Annotated in this window: 21 protein-coding genes; 9 read left to right on the top strand and 12 right to left on the bottom strand. The window is 64.9% G+C overall.

Annotated features, from left to right (window positions below; translation table 11 throughout):
* Window positions 1–6: 6 nt before the first annotated feature.
* Both THL1_RS23665 and THL1_RS29255 read right to left on the bottom strand, forming a co-directional pair.
* A complete protein-coding gene (locus THL1_RS23665) occupies window positions 7–1,173 on the bottom strand; it encodes an acetate/propionate family kinase (RefSeq protein WP_069085520.1) in 1,167 nt (388 codons plus the stop codon).
* Entirely contained in the window at window positions 1,173–1,499 is a 327-nt protein-coding gene (locus THL1_RS29255) for a DUF3565 domain-containing protein (RefSeq protein WP_083246079.1), read from the bottom strand. Before THL1_RS29255 ends, THL1_RS23665 begins: the two co-directional genes overlap by 1 nt.
* Here THL1_RS29255 and THL1_RS23660 point away from each other — a divergent pair.
* The 4 genes from THL1_RS23660 to THL1_RS23645 all read left to right on the top strand — a co-directional run bounded on the left by THL1_RS23660 (window position 1,468) and on the right by THL1_RS23645 (window position 4,460).
* The gene (locus THL1_RS23660) at window positions 1,468–1,953 is read left to right on the top strand and encodes an FKBP-type peptidyl-prolyl cis-trans isomerase (RefSeq protein WP_069085519.1); all 486 of its coding nucleotides are present in this window, start codon (window positions 1,468–1,470) and stop codon (window positions 1,951–1,953) included. The genes THL1_RS29255 and THL1_RS23660 overlap by 32 nt on opposite strands.
* Window positions 1,954–2,079: 126 nt before the next feature.
* Window positions 2,080–2,562, top strand: a complete 483-nt coding sequence (locus THL1_RS23655) for a glutathione peroxidase (protein WP_069085518.1) — start codon at window positions 2,080–2,082, stop codon at window positions 2,560–2,562.
* A gap of 140 nt (window positions 2,563–2,702) precedes the next feature.
* Entirely contained in the window at window positions 2,703–3,293 is a 591-nt protein-coding gene (locus tag THL1_RS23650; RefSeq protein ID WP_145928376.1) for a TetR/AcrR family transcriptional regulator, read from the top strand.
* 57 nt (window positions 3,294–3,350) lie between these two features.
* The gene (locus THL1_RS23645) at window positions 3,351–4,460 is read left to right on the top strand and encodes an NADH:flavin oxidoreductase (protein ID WP_069085516.1); all 1,110 of its coding nucleotides are present in this window, start codon (window positions 3,351–3,353) and stop codon (window positions 4,458–4,460) included.
* A 201-nt stretch (window positions 4,461–4,661) separates the two neighbouring features.
* Here THL1_RS23645 and THL1_RS23640 read toward each other — a convergent pair whose 3' ends face one another.
* Together THL1_RS23640 and cysZ are read right to left on the bottom strand one after the other, a co-directional pair.
* Complete coding sequence (locus THL1_RS23640; protein WP_069085515.1) at window positions 4,662–5,846, bottom strand: glycosyltransferase family 4 protein; 1,185 nt, start codon at window positions 5,844–5,846, stop codon at window positions 4,662–4,664.
* Window positions 5,847–5,937: 91 nt separating this feature from the next.
* On the bottom strand, window positions 5,938–6,705 hold the full coding sequence (gene cysZ / locus THL1_RS23635) for a sulfate transporter CysZ (protein ID WP_069085514.1): 768 nt from the start codon (window positions 6,703–6,705) through the stop codon (window positions 5,938–5,940).
* A 287-nt stretch (window positions 6,706–6,992) separates the two neighbouring features.
* Between cysZ and trxB the strand changes: the two genes are divergently transcribed.
* A complete protein-coding gene (gene trxB / locus THL1_RS23630) occupies window positions 6,993–7,940 on the top strand; it encodes a thioredoxin-disulfide reductase (RefSeq protein ID WP_069085513.1) in 948 nt (315 codons plus the stop codon).
* A gap of 245 nt (window positions 7,941–8,185) precedes the next feature.
* Here trxB and THL1_RS23625 read toward each other — a convergent pair whose 3' ends face one another.
* The 7 genes from THL1_RS23625 to THL1_RS23595 form a co-directional block, all read right to left on the bottom strand.
* Window positions 8,186–8,773 carry a putative glycolipid-binding domain-containing protein gene (locus THL1_RS23625; protein ID WP_069085512.1) on the bottom strand — a complete coding sequence of 196 codons (588 nt, stop codon included), beginning with the start codon at window positions 8,771–8,773 and terminating at the stop codon, window positions 8,186–8,188.
* Between the two features lie 172 nt (window positions 8,774–8,945).
* Complete coding sequence (locus tag THL1_RS23620) at window positions 8,946–9,287, bottom strand: HopJ type III effector protein (protein WP_069085511.1); 342 nt, start codon at window positions 9,285–9,287, stop codon at window positions 8,946–8,948.
* On the bottom strand, window positions 9,284–9,577 hold the full coding sequence (locus tag THL1_RS23615; RefSeq protein ID WP_069085510.1) for a DUF1244 domain-containing protein: 294 nt from the start codon (window positions 9,575–9,577) through the stop codon (window positions 9,284–9,286). The genes THL1_RS23620 and THL1_RS23615 overlap by 4 nt, the downstream gene beginning before the upstream one ends.
* Before the next feature lie 107 nt (window positions 9,578–9,684).
* A complete protein-coding gene (gene folX, locus THL1_RS23610; RefSeq protein WP_069085509.1) occupies window positions 9,685–10,056 on the bottom strand; it encodes a dihydroneopterin triphosphate 2'-epimerase in 372 nt (123 codons plus the stop codon).
* 3 nt (window positions 10,057–10,059) lie between these two features.
* Window positions 10,060–10,620 (bottom strand): GTP cyclohydrolase I FolE, encoded by a 561-nt coding sequence (gene folE / locus THL1_RS23605; protein ID WP_069085508.1) that lies wholly within the window; start codon window positions 10,618–10,620, stop codon window positions 10,060–10,062.
* A 22-nt stretch (window positions 10,621–10,642) separates the two neighbouring features.
* The gene (gene folM, locus THL1_RS23600) at window positions 10,643–11,353 is read right to left on the bottom strand and encodes a dihydromonapterin reductase (protein ID WP_069085507.1); all 711 of its coding nucleotides are present in this window, start codon (window positions 11,351–11,353) and stop codon (window positions 10,643–10,645) included.
* A 215-nt stretch (window positions 11,354–11,568) separates the two neighbouring features.
* Window positions 11,569–12,138 carry an antibiotic biosynthesis monooxygenase gene (locus tag THL1_RS23595; RefSeq protein ID WP_069085506.1) on the bottom strand — a complete coding sequence of 190 codons (570 nt, stop codon included), beginning with the start codon at window positions 12,136–12,138 and terminating at the stop codon, window positions 11,569–11,571.
* A 231-nt stretch (window positions 12,139–12,369) separates the two neighbouring features.
* Here THL1_RS23595 and THL1_RS23590 point away from each other — a divergent pair, with 231 nt between their 5' ends.
* Window positions 12,370–13,317, top strand: coding sequence for a MerR family transcriptional regulator (locus THL1_RS23590; protein ID WP_069085505.1), 948 nt, complete (start codon window positions 12,370–12,372; stop codon window positions 13,315–13,317).
* Window positions 13,318–13,382: 65 nt separating this feature from the next.
* On the opposite strand, the gene THL1_RS23585 is transcribed toward THL1_RS23590, so the two are convergent.
* Window positions 13,383–13,844, bottom strand: coding sequence for a PAS domain-containing protein (locus THL1_RS23585; RefSeq protein WP_069085504.1), 462 nt, complete (start codon window positions 13,842–13,844; stop codon window positions 13,383–13,385).
* A gap of 103 nt (window positions 13,845–13,947) precedes the next feature.
* On the opposite strand from THL1_RS23585, the gene THL1_RS23580 reads away from it, so the two are divergent.
* The 3 genes from THL1_RS23580 (at window position 13,948) to THL1_RS23570 (ending at window position 16,253) form a co-directional block, all read left to right on the top strand.
* Complete coding sequence (locus THL1_RS23580) at window positions 13,948–14,394, top strand: flavodoxin (RefSeq protein WP_069085503.1); 447 nt, start codon at window positions 13,948–13,950, stop codon at window positions 14,392–14,394.
* Between the two features lie 201 nt (window positions 14,395–14,595).
* Window positions 14,596–15,378, top strand: coding sequence for a class II aldolase/adducin family protein (locus THL1_RS23575; RefSeq protein ID WP_069085502.1), 783 nt, complete (start codon window positions 14,596–14,598; stop codon window positions 15,376–15,378).
* Between the two features lie 50 nt (window positions 15,379–15,428).
* Window positions 15,429–16,253: an alpha/beta fold hydrolase gene (locus THL1_RS23570; RefSeq protein WP_069086618.1), complete on the top strand. Its 825-nt coding sequence runs from the start codon at window positions 15,429–15,431 to the stop codon at window positions 16,251–16,253.
* The last annotated feature ends 27 nt before the right edge of the window (window positions 16,254–16,280 follow it).

The following is a 16,280-nucleotide window of genomic DNA, read 5'->3' as shown; positions in this document are numbered from 1 at the left end:
GGCGATTCAGGCGAGCAGGGCCAGGGTGTCGAGGGCGATCTGGCGTTCTTCGTTGGTGGGCACCACCAGCACGCGCGGGTGGCCGCGCCTGTGGATGGGGCCGGCGACGCCGCGCACGCAGCGGGCGTTGGCCTCGCGGTCGATGGCCAGGTTGAGCAGCTTCAGGTGATCCACCGTGCGGCTGCGCACGAGGGGCGAATTCTCGCCTATCTCGCCGGTGAAGATCAGCCCGTCCAACTGCGGCAGTGCGCAGCCAACGGCGGCCAGGGTCTTGGCCAGGCGGTAGCAGAACACCTCGATGGCCAGGGTGGCGCCGGCATGACCCTGGTCACGGGCGGTCTCCAGGCTGCGCAGGTCACTGGCCAGCGCCGAGAGGCCGAGCAGGCCGCTTTCCTGGCGCAGTACCTGGTCGATTTTCTCCAGGCTCCAGCCCAGGCTGCGGTGCAGCTGGGTGTAGAGGTGCGGGTCGATGTCGCCGCTGCGCGTTGCCATCACCAGGTTCATGCTGGCGTCGCGGCTCTGGCCGTTGACGATGGCACAGGCGGAACTGTGCTCGCCCAGGTGGGCGCTGAGCCAGCAACTGTCACCGAGGGACAGGCCCGCCAGCTCGGCCGCGCGTCGGCTGACGTAGCGATGGCTGTTGCCATGGAAGGCATAGCGGCGCAGGCCATGGTCGCGGTAGACGGCATCCGGCAGGGCAAGGCGGTAGACGTGCTCGGGCATGTTCTGGTGGAAGGCGGTGTCGAACACCGCCACGTGGATGAGGTTCGGCAGCAGGTGCATGGCGGCCTCGATGCCCACCAGGCTCGCCGGCATCTGCTGCGGCGCCAGCGGAACGAGGGCGTGCAGGCGGCGGATCACCTGGGCGTCCAGACGGCAGGCAGTGTTGAACAGCTCGCCACCGTGCAGCACGTGGTGCCCGACGCCGTGCAGCTTGCCGCCGGCTGCGCCCTGGACAATGGGCATCAGTTGCGACAGGGCGGCGCGGTGGTCCGCATTGGGGATCATCAGGCTGTCCTTTTCGCCACCGCGCTGCCAACGCAGTTCGGCGTCGCGGCTGCCGAGCCCTTCAGCCATGCCATGGAGGATGAACTGGCTGTGGGCCTCGTTGACCAGGACGAAGCGCAGCGACGTCTTGCGCGCGTGGATCACCAGGATGTTGCGTGCGGGCATCAGGTTTCCTCAGAGGGTTCGGGCGCTACGCCCTGGGCGCACCAGCCGCAGGGGAACAAGCGGCCCAACTGGGCTGCGCGCTGGAGGGGGTCGAGCACCCAAGCGCGCGACTGCCACGGCGGCTGGTGCCGTAGGTGTTGAGTATGGCCGCAGGAAAGGACCGCCACCCAGTGACCGTCTTCGTCTTGCCTATAGCCGACCAGACGGGGCCGCCCGTCAGCGCTCGGGTCGCAATCGACCGGCGGCGCGGTTAAACTTGCGCTTTCATCATTCATTCGCAGAAGGTCTCGCACCATGCTGATCGCCGCCAACAAGGCCGTGTCCATCGACTATACCCTTACCAACGACGCCGGTGAGGTGATCGACAGTTCCGCTGGCGGCGCCCCGCTCGTGTACCTGCACGGCGCAGGCAACATCATCGCTGGCCTGGAACGCGCCCTGGAAGGCAAGCAGGCGGGTGACGAGCTGAACGTTGCCGTCGAGCCGGAAGATGCCTATGGCGAGTACAGCGCCGAACTGGTCGCCACCCTGGACCGCGCCATGTTCGAAGGCGTCGACAAGCTGGAAGTCGGCATGCAGTTCCATGCCTCCGGCCCGGACGGCAGCATGCAGATCGTGACCATCCGCGACGTCGATGGCGACGACGTCACCGTCGACGGCAACCACCCACTGGCCGGCCAGCGCCTGAACTTCAAGGTCAAGGTGGTCAACGTGCGTGAGGCCAACGCCGAAGAGATCGCTCACGGCCACATCCACGGCGAAGGCGGTCACCACCACTGACCGGCTGTCTGCGACTGCCGAACCGGCAACTCGCGAATCGGCTGCTAAGCTGAGAAAACCGAAAAGGCGCCCCGGGGCGCCTTTTTTGTCTGCTGTGAAATCCCTGTGATTCTCGAGGAGTCAGTCATGAGTGCCTTTCACGACCTCAATTTGCGTGCGCTCGACGGTCAGGACCTGCCGTTGGCGCCGTACAAGGGCCAGGTGGTGCTGGTGGTGAATGTCGCTTCCAAATGCGGCCTGACCCCGCAGTATGCCGGTCTGGAAAAGCTTTACCAGCAATACCGCGACAAGGGGTTCACCGTGCTCGGATTGCCCTGCAACCAGTTCGCTGCCCAAGAGCCGGGCAGCGAGGAAGAGATCCGCGAATTCTGCAGCCTGAACTACGGCGTGACCTTTCCCCTGGGCAGCAAGATCGAGGTCAACGGCTCGGCGCGCCATCCGCTGTACCGCCTGCTGGCGGGCGAGGGTGCCGAGTTCCCCGGTGACATCACCTGGAACTTCGAGAAATTCCTAGTCGGCAAGGACGGCCGCGTACTCGCGCGCTTCTCGCCGCGCACCGCGCCGGACGATCCCGCGCTGATCCAGTCCGTCGAGAAGGCCCTGGCCTGATTCACCCTCACTCATGACGACCGGGGCGGAAGGAGCCGCCCCGTGCTCGCACCCTCCGATTCCATCCGGGCCTGTGGCTCCCAATCACGCCGATCAATAGTGCTGGGCGAGGCGAGACGACCGGTCATATGCTCGCCGCCATGACCAGCATCCGACTCGACAAACGCGACCTCATCCTCGCCAAGGGCTCCCAGGTGATGACCCGCCGTGGCTACCACGGCACCGGCGTTCAGGAGATAGTCCAGGCCGCGGGCATTCCCAAGGGCTCCTTCTATCACTACTTCGCCAGCAAGGAAGACTTTGCCCTGCAGGCCCTGGAACACCTCTACCTGCCGCGCCTGGAGCGTTATGCCCAGGCCCTGGGCAACCCGGCGCTGAGCCCGTGCCAGCGCATCCTCGGTTACTACCGCGAGCTGCTGGCGCATTTTTCCAGCCGCGAAAAGCCCGAATACCACTGCTTCATCGGCAGCCTCGGTTTCGAGATGGCCGAGTTGTCGCCCGCCATCGGCGAGCAGGTGGAGAGCATCCTGCAGGGCTCGGTGGACATCCTCCAGGCCTGCCTGGAAGACGCCGTGGCCGCCGGTGAGCTGCGCGCCGATGAAGATTGCGCCAACCTCGCCGCCTTTATCACCAATGCCTGGCAAGGCGTGCTTACGCGCTTGAAGGTGGGCGGCGGCACGGCCCCCATGAACGCTTTCGTCGACCGCCTGGAGCTGCTGCTTCGGGCATGATTTTTCAATGCCTTGAAACCGAGACGACCGGTCATATGGCCGGCCACAGGAGAACCCATGACCGCTCCCGTACAAGCCCTTTTCGCACCCTTCCGCCTTGGCGGCCTGGAACTGCCCACCCGCGTGGTGATGGCGCCCATGACCCGCTCCTTCTCCCCGGGCGGCGTGCCCAACGCCAAGGTGGTGGAGTACTACCGCCGTCGCGCCGCCGCCGGTGTCGGCCTGATCATCACCGAGGGCACCACCATCGGCCACCAGGCCGCCAACGGCTATCCCCATGTGCCGCGCTTCTTCGGTGAGGACGCCCTGGCTGGCTGGAAGGCGGTGGTAGACGCGGTGCATGCCGAAGGCGGTCGCATCGTGCCGCAGCTCTGGCACGTGGGCAATGTGCGTCGCCTGGGCACCGAGCCGGATGCCAGCGTTCCGGGCTACGGCCCGATGGAAAAGCTGAAGGACGGCCAGGCGGTGGTCCATGGCATGACCAAACAAGATATCCAGGACGTGGTCGCCGCCTACGCGCAGGCCGCTCGTGATGCCAAGGCCATCGGCATGGACGGCGTGGAAATCCACGGCGCCCACGGTTACCTGATCGACCAGTTCTTCTGGGAAGGCACCAACCAGCGCACCGACGAATACGGTGGCAGCCTGGCCAACCGTTCGCGCTTCGCCATCGAGGTCGTCCAGGCTATCCGCGCTGCCGTGGGCCCGGATTACCCGGTGGTCTTCCGCTTCTCCCAGTGGAAGCAGCAGGACTACACCGCCCGCCTCGTGCAGACTGCCGAAGCCCTGGGTGACTTCCTCAAGCCGCTGTCCGAGGCCGGTGTGGATATCTTCCACTGCTCCACCCGCCGCTTCTGGGAGCCGGAGTTCGACGGCTCCGACCTCAACCTGGCCGGCTGGACCCGCCAGCTCACCGGCAAGCCCACCATCACCGTCGGCAGCGTCGGCCTGGATGGCGAGTTCCTGCAGTTCATGGTCAAAACCGATAAGGTCGCCCAGCCGGCGAATATCGAAGGCTTGCTGGAACGCCTGAACAAGGAAGAGTTCGATCTGGTCGCCGTGGGCCGCGCCCTGCTGGTGGACCCGGACTGGGCAGTGAAAGTGCGTGAAGGCCGCATGCAGGACATCCTGCCCTTCAGCCGGGATGCGCTGGCGAGTCTGGTGTAAGTCGATGAAGGAGCCCCACGGATGCGGGGCCTCTGCTTTATCCGGCTCGGGCCTCATGTAGGTTGGGCTGAGGTACGAAGCCCAACACTCCATCGTTGGGCCTCGCTGCGCTCGAACCAGCGTGGCCCGCACCAACCTTCTACGGACCGTGCGTTGTCGTTGGGGTCACCTGGCTTACGCGGCGACGCCAGCGGCGTTCGCCTAGGTCGGTGGCAGCGTTCGGCCCAGGGGGACTTCTGGCTCCGGCCGGCGGGCGTGCAGCAGGTATTGCTCGAACTGCTGGACGATTGTTTCCCAGCCTTGGCGGCCGGCGTGCATGCGTGCGTTCAGACGCACGCGGCGCAGGCGTTCCGGGTCTTCCAGCAGCCAGGTGGCGGCCTCGACGAAGCTTCCCGGTTCATCGGGTAGCGCCAGGGACCCGTTGTGGCCGTGACGGATATGCTGGGCGGCGGCAGCCTGGTCGAAGGCCACCACCGCCAGGCCCGACGCCAGGGCTTCGAGCACGACGTTGCCAAAGGTTTCCGAAAGGCTGGGGAACAGGAACAGGTCGCCCGAGGCGTAATGCCGGGCCAGTTCTTCGCCGCGTTGCACACCGCAGAAAATGGCGTCTGGCAGGGTGCGCTGGAGCTGGGCGCGTTGCGGTCCGTCACCCACCACGATCAGCTTCAGGTGAAACTGTGGAAAACGTTCCTGAAGGTGCTGGAAGGTTTTGCCGAGCAGAACGAGGTTTTTCTCCGGCGCCAGCCGGCCAACATGGAACACCGCGATGTCCTGCTCGCCCAGGCCCCACTGCGCGCGCAGCTCGGGGCAGCGCCGGGCTGGATTGAACAACTGGCCATCGACGCCACGGGACAGCAGTTGCAGGCGCTCGAAGCCGCGTCGGGTGAGGTCCTGCAACTGGCTGACGCTGGGCACCAGGGTCAGCCGCGTGGCGTTGTGGAACCAGCGCAGGTAGTTGGTCAGCAGCCGGGTGAGCAGACCTACGCCGTAATGCCCGGTGTACTGCTGGAAATTGGTGTGAAAGCCACTCACCACGGGAATCCCCAGGCGCCGTGCAGCGCGCAGGGCGGATAAGCCGAGTGGGCCTTCGGTTGCGATGTAGAGCACATCCGGCTTGCGCTGGCGCCAGCGGCGCAACAGCTTGTGCAGGCAGGACTGACCCCATTGCAGGCCGGGGTAACCCGGCAGCGGCCACCCGCGGATCAGCAGCAGGTCATCGTCGCTCCGGCGGCCCTGGTCGCAGGCCTGGCGCGGGCGCACCAGTTGCAGCCGGTGACCGGCGGCGCGCAGGCCGTCGCAGAGGCGGCCAAGGGTGTTGGCCACGCCGTTGACTTCGGGCAGGAAGGTTTCGCTGATCAGCGAGATGTACAGAGGCGCTATGGTCATGACGCCAGTGTCGACACGGGCCGTGTAGCCCGCGTGACAGCCAGGTGACGCCTGTGTGACGGTGGCCCGGTGGCTTATCCGAAAGGGCGCGCTAGCGCACCACCTGGCCGGATTGCTTCTGCAGGGCCAGATCGCCTTGCTCGCGCACCCAGAACAGCGTCGCGCCGGCGACGGCGGCGGGCATCATCACGATGTTCACGAAGGGAATCAGCAGCGCCAGGTAGGTGATGCCGCCAAAACCCAGGCTCTGCCAGCGTTTCTCCCGCAGCCAGGCGAGCATCTCGTTCCAGCCCAGCTTGTGGTTGTCCGCCGGGTAGTCGATGTACTGCACTGCCATCATCCAGATGCCGAAGATGATCCACAGCGGCGTGGCCAGCAGGTTGACGCCGGGGATGAAGGAGAGGATCAGCAGGGCGCCGGCGCGCGGCAGGAAGTAGGCCAGCTTGCGCAGCTCGCGGCCCACGGTACGCGGGATCATGGCCATCAGCTCGGCCCAGCTGAAGGCCGGGAAATCGTCCTGGCCGCGCACCACCACTTCCACCTTCTCGGCGAGGAAACCGTTGAAGGGCGCGGCGATGATGTTGGCCAGCATGGTGAAGGTGAAGAACACCAGCACCACCACCAGCAGCACGAACAGTGGCCAGAGCAGGTACTGGAGGACGCTCAGCCAGTCGGGAAGCGTGGGCATGAAAGCGTCGACCCAGCCGCTGAATTCCTGCATCGCGAAGCCGATCAGGGCGGCGAACAGCAGCAGGTTGACGGTCAGCGGCAGCAGGACGAACAGGCGCAGTCCGGGGCTGAGGATCAGCTTCAGTCCTTCGCCGAGGTATTGCGGCCCGGATAGTGTGGGTGCAGGCATGGTGGTCCCCCAAGGTTGCAAACGCGCCGACCTTAACGGCTTTGCCGGCGGCGTGGAAAGCCTGGAAAAGGCTCGGAACAAATTTGATGGCCATTACGCCAATAGGTGCCGCCTATGGGTGGGATTGAGAGCGGGTATTTCCGCTATCGAGGACCCCTCGGTAACCTTGCGCCCATTGCTGGCCAATCGGTAACGGCCAGACCCGGTTCAACGGGGCCACTGCACCCAAAGCCTTCCCCAAGTGCCGCAGTGGCTCCTTTTTATTGCCCTGAGGGCAGGAGTCAGCCATGTCCGTTGCACGTCATTCGCGGGTCATCATCCTCGGTTCCGGCCCGGCAGGTTACAGCGCCGCCGTCTACGCCGCCCGTGCCAACCTCAAGCCGCTGCTGATCACCGGCATGCAGGCCGGCGGACAGTTGACCACCACCACTGAAGTCGACAACTGGCCCGGCGACCCTCACGGCCTGACCGGCCCGGCGCTGATGCAGCGCATGCAGGAACACGCCGAGCGTTTCGAGACCGAGATCGTCTTCGACCACATCAACGCCGTCGACCTGGCTGGCAAACCGTTCACCCTGGTTGGCGACAGCGCTACCTACACCTGCGACGCACTGATCATCGCCACGGGCGCCAGCGCGCGTTACCTGGGGCTTCCGTCCGAGGAAGCGTTCATGGGCAAGGGCGTATCCGCCTGCGCCACCTGTGACGGCTTCTTCTACCGCAACCGCGAAGTTGCGGTGGTGGGCGGCGGCAACACGGCGGTGGAAGAGGCGCTGTACCTGGCCAACATCGCCAGCAAGGTGACCCTGGTACATCGTCGCGAAACCTTCCGCGCCGAGAAGATCCTTCAGGACAAGCTCATGGCGCGGGTTGCCGAAGGCAAGATCGAACTCAAGCTGAATGCCGCGGTGGATGAGGTGCTGGGCGATGACATGGGCGTCACCGGTGTGCGCCTGAAGCGCAACAACGGCAGCACCGACGAGCTGAAGGTCGACGGCCTGTTCGTCGCCATCGGCCATACGCCGAACACCTCGCTGTTCGAAGGCCAACTGGCCCTCAAGGACGGCTACCTGGTGGTCAACGGTGGCCGCGATGGCAATGCCACCGCCACCAGCATCCCCGGCGTGTTCGCGGCCGGCGATGTGGCCGACCACGTCTATCGCCAGGCCATCACCTCGGCCGGCGCCGGTTGCATGGCCGCCCTGGATGTCGAGCGTTACCTCGACGCGCAGTAAGACCTGCCCACATAGAGAGCCCCCGCAAATGCGGGGGCTTTCCATTTGGGGCTGCGAATGAATTCCCCCACAGGACTGGAGCGCTTTGCAGCTTGGTAGCCCGGATGAAATCCGGGGAAAGTCTAACCACTGCTCCCGGATTTCATCCGGGCTACAAGGTGGCAGACTACTCCGACGGCCGTTCACGTACGTCCTCGACGATGTGTTGGGCTTCGTACCCCGGCCCAACCTGCCGCAGGCTTGCATCAGACCCAGGAACTCAACGACAGGGTCCGCGCGCTCATGCGCTGGTACAGGCCCGGGGCCTCCAGCAGCAGGGATTGGCCGTCCACCGTCAGCTCGACCGCCTTGCGACCTTCCGCCTCGCAGCGATACAGGCTCTGCTGGGCCTGCTGGCGCAAGCAGTAGTAGCGCAGCTGGCGCGCTTCGACCCGCAGGCTTGGCAGGTCAATGTAGGCGACCTGCAACTGTTCGCTCTGGCCGGTTGCCAGGCCGCAGCGTTGCAGTGCCGGGGTGTGAGTGAAGGGGGTGCCGGAAAGCATCACCAACTGGCACGGGTCGAGATCGCGGCGGTGCTGGCCGTTGAGCAGCCAGCGTCCGCGGATGTCGCGATCCAGGCGCAGGCTGCGCTGGCCATGGTTTTCGACTTTCAGCCAGAGATGGCGAAAGCGCCAGCGCGGGTCGCTGTCCAGCACATAGGTGACCGCGATGCTCTGGCCATGCCGATTCTGGATCAGGTGGCTGCTGGCATGGATACCTTGTTCATCCATCGACAGGTGCAGGCTTTCGACACCGGGCGTTGTCAGTGGCTTCCACACGAGGGTCTGCTGCATCCGTGCGCTCCGGCAGAGAGTGGGGCTTTTCCTGTGGGGACGAATGCCGTTATCTCCACAGCTGTCTGATGAGAATCCTACGCGTTTGGTAGAAAATTTCTGTCAGCCATTGCTGATAGAAAACGGAAGCCGGAGCCTAAGGAAATGCCGCCCCGGACAGGGCGGCGGGGGATCAGGCCTTGCGTTGCAGCGGTTGGCGTTCGAAGCGCACGCCCGCGAGGCCGGTGTTCATCAGGGCGCGGATATTGCCGTGGTCGCTGCCTTCCGGGGTGGCCAGCACCGACCGGTAGTGCTCGCCGAAGGCCAGCAGGGTCTCTTCCAGGCTGAAGCCTTCCAGCAGGGCCAGGCCCAGGGTCTTGCAGGAGCCTTCGTTCTGGCCGGCAGTGTTTTCCACAGCGCCGTTGGCGAAGGCGCTCTGCTGGTAGTCGTAGCCCTCGGCGATGAACGCCAGGGTATCGGCGAAGACGTGCTGGTCGCTGTGCAGGCGGGCGCGGAAGTCGTTCAGATTGCTCATTCTTTGTTCGCTTTGTTGAAGGCCGCTTGTTGCTCGGCGCTGGCTTCTTGCTGGTGTTTGGCTTTCCAGTCGGCGTAGGGCATGCCGTAGATTTCTTCGCGCGCCTGGTCCGGGGTGACGTCCAGGCCCAGGTCATCGGCCGCGGCCTTGTACCACTTGGACAGGCAGTTGCGGCAGAAACCGGCGAGGTTCATCAGGTCGATGTTCTGCACATCGGGGCGGCTGCGAAGGTGTTGCACCAGACTGCGGAAGGCGGCGGCTTCGAGTTCGAGGCGTTCTTGCTCGGTCATGGCAGGACTCTCCTGGGGCTTGCGGGAGGAATTGGCAGGGATGATAAGAGCCCTCCTTGGCCGCGGCAAATCAGTCAGAACCTGCCCACGATGTCGTGGACGGGTTGTCAGCGGTGGCCGGCGAGCGTGATGGACACCGACTCGGCAAAGCGCAGCGCATGGGGCTTGTCCACTTCCACCTCGGCGTAGCGCACGCTGGGGTTGGCCATGACCAGGTCGAGGATTTCCTGGGTCAGGCGTTCCAGCAGGGCGAAGCGGTTTTCTTCGACGTGGCGGATGATCGCCTTGGTGATGGTGCGGTAGTTCAGCGCGTGGTCGATGTCGTTGTCGCGCACCGCCTCTTCGGCCGGGTACAGGATGGTGAGGTTGATCAGCACATCCTGCTTGTTGAGGATTTCCTCCTCCTTGATTCCGATGAAGGTGCGCAGGCGCAGGTCCTTGACGCGGATTCGCGCCATTCCGGGCTCCAGTCGCGGCATTCTCTAGTTGCTCCGCTTGATCAGTTTCAGGAATTCGTGTCGGGTGTTCTGGGATGCCCTGAAGGTCCCGAGCATCACCGAGGTGCTCATCACCGAGTTCTGCTTTTCCACACCGCGCATCATCATGCACATGTGCTGGGCTTCGATCACCACCCCCACACCGGCGGCGCCGGTGACCTGTTGCACCGCCTCGGCGATCTGGCGGGTGAGGTTCTCCTGGATCTGCAGCCGCCGGGCGAACATGTCGACGATGCGTGCGATCTTCGACAGCCCCAGCACCTTGCCGGTGGGAATGTACGCTACATGGGCCTTGCCGATGAAGGGCAACAGGTGGTGCTCGCACAGGGAATAGAGCTCGATGTCCTTGACTGCCACCATCTCGTCGTTGTCCGAGGCGAACAGGGCGCCATTGACGATCCCCTCCAGGCTCTGCTCGTAACCGTGGCAGAGATAGCGCATGGCCTTGGCGGCGCGCATGGGCGTATCGCGCAGGCCTTCGCGGTCCGGGTTCTCGCCCAGCCCCAGGAGGATTTCCCGGTAGTGCCCGATTATCTCGTCGCTCATGGTGACAGTCCTTGCGGCCGCATCACTTCAGGTGGCGGCCGCCGTTCAGGGTGAGGGTCGTTCCGGTGACGTAGGCGTTGTCCAGGAGGTAACGCAGGCCCTGGTAAACCACCTGGGGGCCGGGCTCGATGCCCAGCGCCGACTTGGCCAGGGTCTTCTTGCGGTAAGCGTCGTCGTCATCGGCATTGAACATCACCAGCGCCGGCGCAATGCCGTTGACTTTGATGTGCGGGGCGAAGCGCGCGGCGAACGACAGCGTCAGGTTATCCAGCCCGGCCTTGCTGGCGCAGTAGGCGATGCGCTTCTCGCTGCCCTTGCGCGCCACATCGTCGCTGAGGTGGATGATGTCCGCCGGGCTGCTACGGCGCAGCAGCTCTTCGCAGTGCAGGTTGATCAGGTAGGGCGCCAGCATGTGCACGCTGAACATGCGCTTGAAGGCATCGGCTTCCTGGCCGGGGGCTTCGGTCAGCCAGTCCGAAGCGTTGTGGACGATGGCACGCAAGCTGTCGGTGCTGCCCTTGAGTTCATCGATGAAGGCAAGAATGCCCGCTTCATGGGAGAAGTCCGCCTGCAGTGCCAGGGCACCGCGCTGGCGCAGGTGCTGCACGCCGTCGCGTTCGGTGCGGTAGCTGATGATCACCGGCTGGCCGTCGTCCAGCAGGCGCTCGGCGCAATAGAGGCCGATGCGCTGGCTGGCACCGGTGATCAGGATGGGGGCGGCGGGACGGCTCATGAACGCCTCGTGCGGGGGAACAAGCGGGGGGCCGGAGACGGCCGGGGCGAATGTGTAGAACGTTATACCAGGGGCTGGCTGTGTACAAATGCGCGCGCTCGCCGACTGATGGTGCATCGGGCGGCGAGGCTAAGTGCTTGATTCGACGAACGGCGCGGGCAGAGCCGGTGCGAGATGAGTTGTACGCAGGCTGGCTGTGTACAACTCCTGTTGAGTTAACGGGAATGGACCGCCGCGCCAGTGCGTGTGGAGGCCGGGCGAGTGCCTTGCAGCCAGGGGGCTAGCAGGCGGGTGGAGAGCGGGATGAACCAGTAGGTCATCAGCGGCGTCAGCACCAGGGTGCTGAGCAGAATGCGCAGGAGCAGCGACAAGTCGCCCAGCCAGCCGCCGAACAGCAGGTTGAAGGCCAGGGACACCGGGAAGAACGCCAGCCAGATCGCCACACTCTGCTTCCAGCGCGGGGGCCGCTGCTCGGCCTTGCCGAACCAGGCGTCCAGGCCCAGGGCGCGATGTTCGTGGGGTTGTTCGAACAGGCCGGTACCACGCTCCAGCCAGGCGCGGCGCGAGGCGGAGTGCTCCCAGGCGGCCATCGTCGGTTCGTCGACGAAGCGGAAAATCATCTGGAACTCGTCGTCATTCGGCGGTGGCGCCAGGACACCCGAGCCCAGGTAGCCGGGAAAATCGGCGGCCAGTTGCTCGCCTTCGCGTAGCCAGGCCATGAAGTCGTGGTAGCGCTCGCGGGCGACGCGGCGGGCCACCATCAGGGTGACGGGATCGGCAGACATCGTGTATCTCCTCGCAACCAAGCGCCGCCCGGGTAGGGCGCGGCGCATCACGCAGCGCCGGGGTGGTGGGCTGCGTTGAAAAAGAGGCAAGGATTATTCCGGTTTTTCGGCAAAGCGCCAGCGCGAAGGATGACCGGCAGGTCGTGCCGCGCCCGCCGTGGCCTGCCGCCAATTGGAATCTGCGCAACAAGGTTTAAACTGCGTGAATATTTCCCCTGATGATTGACCGCCATGACCGAATCCGGTGCATCCCTTGCCTCGGCCGCCCTGAAACGGGAAGAACTCTTCCCGATTCGGGAAGTGTCACGTCTGACCGGCGTCAATCCCGTCACCCTGCGTGCCTGGGAGCGGCGCTATGGGCTGATCCAGCCGATCCGTACCGACAGCGGTCACCGGCTCTACTCCCTGGCGGATGTCGAGGCGGTGCGCAGCATCCTCGCCTGGATCGAACGCGGTGTTTCGGTGAGCAAGGTGGGCAAGTTGCTTGCCCGCAGCAATGCCGCCAAGGCACCGGTGATGCCGCTCCACGAGGACGTGGCGGCGGGGGAATGGAGTGAATGGCGCACCATGGTGCGCAACGCGGTGTCCACCCTGGACGAGGCCGAACTGGAGCGCGTCTACGGCCAGGTGTTTTCTACCTACCCGTTGCACGTGGTGTTCACCGATGTGCTGATGCCGGTCTGGCAGGAACTCCTGCTGCGCCAGGACGAGTTCGGCCGTGGCAGTGAGTGGGTGTTCTTCGACAGCTTTCTCCGGGCTCGTGTCCTGCAGCGTTTGCAGATGGCCCGTTGTGGCCAGCGCGAGCGTGTGGTGCTGGCACCCCTGCCGGAGCAGGGTCGTGAGCTGGAGTTGCTGGTGGCAGGCGTGCTGCTGGGTAGCAGCGATGTGTCGGTCAGCGTGCTTGGCCTGGGGCAGCCGCTGGCGGAGCTGGCGATGGTGTGCGACAAGCTGCAGCCCCAGGCGTTGGTGCTCTTCTCCAACCAGCCTCCGGCGGATGACCTTCACCTGCAGCTGAAACGCATGGCTCTGGGGCTGGAGTGCCCGCTGGCGGTGGCCGGTGAAATGGCTGACCTGTTGAGCGAAGAGCTCGATGGCTCCCCGCTGGCCTGCCTGGGCAGCGAAGGCCGACTGATGCAGCGACGCCTGCGGCAACTGCTCGCTGGACATCTGGATACCTGAACCGTCAACCAAACCTTGTAGGAGCGAGCTCTGCTCGCGAACGGCTTCGCGAGCAGAGCTCGCTCCTACGGCTTTGGTCCTCTGTCCCTGAGTTTGGCCAGTTCGGCCTTAAGCGTGCTCAGCTCCGCTTCCAGTTCGCGCACCCGCTGGCGGGCTTCGACCTGCTCGGTAACGTCCTTCTGTATGCCGATGAAGTAGGTGAGCTGGTCGGATTCGTTGAACACCGGGGTGATGGACAGTTCGTTCCAGAAGGCACTGCCGTCCTTGCGGTAATTGCGCAGGATCTGCCGGCACGGCTGGCCGCTGCGAATCGCCTGGCGGATGGCCGCCAGGCCCAACTGGTTGCGGTCCTGGCCCTGGAGGAAGCGGCAATCCTGGTAGAGGATGTCGTCGCGCGGGTAGCCGGTGAGGCGCTCGAAGGCCGCGTTGGCATAGATCAGGATGTTGTCTTCGCCCTCCTGCTCGGCGACCACGATGCCATCGTTGGAGGCGTCTATTACCAGTTGCAGCAGCTTGGCGTTGATCATCGTTCGGGCTCATTGGATCTGATCGGAGCAGTCTAAGTCATCCTGTCGGCCGGTCCAGTTGCGGCATAATGCGCGGCATTTCACCCAGACTCGGAGTACCCAAGTGAAAGTCGCCATCCTGTCCGGCTCGGTCTACGGCACCGCCGAAGAAGTCGCCCGCCATGCGGAAAAGCTGCTCAAGGCCGCAGGCCTGGACGCCCACTACCTGCAGCGTGCGAGCCTGGATGAACTGATTGCCTTCGATCCGCACGCGCTGCTGACCGTGACCGCCACCACCGGCATGGGAGAGCTGCCGGACAACCTGCTGCCGCTGTATCACGAGCTGCGCGACCGCCTGCCCAACTGGCGCGGCCGCCCTGGCGCCATCCTGGCACTGGGCGACTCCAGCTACGACCTGTTCTGCGGCGGTGGCGAGATGATGCGCGAGCTCTATGCCGAGCTCGGCCTGCGTGAAGTGGTCGAGATGCAGCGCGTCGACGCCAGCGAAACCGTCACCCCCGAGCTGGATGCCGAGCCCTGGCTGGCCAGCGTCATCGCCGCGCTGATCTGATCCCGCTTTGCTTTTCTGTGGGGGCGAATTGCCGTCCCATCCTGCGGTTTCAACGGCGAATACGCCCTCAACGATTCCAGCCACGCCTGATGGCCAACCTGATCTGACCCGCAAGGCCATTAAGCTGGCTGCCAAGGCGACTATCGCTGCGGCAGCCCATGGCTAGACTCCTCGGACGCATAACAACAACGAGGTTTCGCCATGACCGCCGCCCAAGCCCTCCCGTCGCTCAACGTCAAGGATCAGGTGTCCGCTGCCGAATGGCAGGCCCGCGTTGACCTGGCCGCCTGCTATCGGCTCATTGCCCTCTACGGCTGGGACGACCTGATCTTCACCCACATCTCGGCCAAGGTGCCCGGCACCGAAGACTTCCTGATCAACCCCTACGGATTGATGTTCCACGAGATCACGGCATCCAGCCTGGTGAAGATCGACCTGGCCGGGAACAAGCTGATGGACAGCCCCTACGACATCAACCCGGCCGGCTACACCATCCACAGCGCTGTGCACGAAGCGCGCCCGGACGTGGGCTGCGTGCTGCATATCCACACGTCCGCCGGCATTGCCGTGTCGGCGCAGAAGAACGGCCTGTTGCCGCTGTCCCAGCAATCGCTGTTCGTCCTCGCCAGCCTGGCCTACCACGGTTACGAGGGCGTGGCGCTGAACCATGACGAGAAGTCCCGCCTGCAGGCCGACCTCGGCCAGGCCAACTTCATGATCCTGCCCAACCACGGCCTGCTCACCGCTTTCGGCAGCATCCCCGATGCGTTCCTTGGCATGTTCACCCTGCAGCGCGCCTGCGAGATCCAGGTAATGGCCGAGGCCGGTGGTGGTGAACTCATCCACATCCCGCAGCAGATCCTCGACGGCGCCAGGGCGATGATCGCCGGGGTGATGAAGAGCTCCACGGGTATGGGCGGCGCGCTGCCCTGGCCGGCGCTGCTGCGCAAGCTCGACCTGCAGAATCCCGGGTACGCCGAGTGACCGGCCTGTCCGGCATTCCCCTGGGCGACTGGCGCGCCCAGGCGCAGGACATGGACTTTCGCGGGCAACGCATCCGCTACTGGACGGCGGGGGAGGGCGAGCCGCTGCTGTTGATCCACGGCTTCCCCACCGCCTCCTGGGACTGGCACTACCTCTGGGAGCCGCTGGCCCGTCGCTTCCGCGTCATCGCCTGCGACCTGCTGGGCTTCGGCTATTCCGACAAGCCCCGTGGCCATGACTACCGGTTGCTGGAGCAGGCGGATATCAACCAGGCGCTTCTCGCCCATCTGGGCGTGAAGGACCCGGTGCATGTGCTGGCACACGACTACGGCGACAGCGTCGCCCAGGAACTGCTGGCCCGGCACCACGAGGGACGCTGCAAACTGGCCAGCTGTGTCTTCCTCAACGGTGGCCTGTTTCCGGAAACCCATCGACCGGTGCTGGTACAGAAACTGCTGCTCAGCCCGCTGGGTGGCCTGGTCGGTCGGCTGTTCTCGCGGCGCAAGCTGGCCGCCAGCTTTGCCCAGGTGTTCGGGCCGCACAGCCAGCCCAGCGACATGGAACTGGATGACTTCTGGCGCCTGATTGCCGAACAGAACGGGCCGGCGGTGATGCACCGGCTGATCCACTACATCCCCGAACGTCGCCAGCAACGCGACCGTTGGGTGGCCGCGATGCAGAAGGGCGGGGTGCCGTTGCGGGTGATCGACGGTGCGGTGGACCCCATCTCCGGCGCCCATATGGTGGCGCGCTACCATGAGCTGATCGCGGACGCCGATACCGTGCTGCTGGAGGGGATCGGCCATTACCCGCAGACCGAAGCGCCGGAGCAGGTGCTGGAGCACTATCTGGCTTTTCGTGACCGACACGGATAACGGAAATTTCCATCGATTGATCAGACG

The sequence above is a fragment of the Pseudomonas sp. TCU-HL1 genome (assembly GCF_001708505.1).
GTDB lineage: Bacteria > Pseudomonadota > Gammaproteobacteria > Pseudomonadales > Pseudomonadaceae > Metapseudomonas.
Note: the sequence above shows the minus strand (reverse complement) of the source record. Positions and strands in the feature narration are given on the sequence as shown.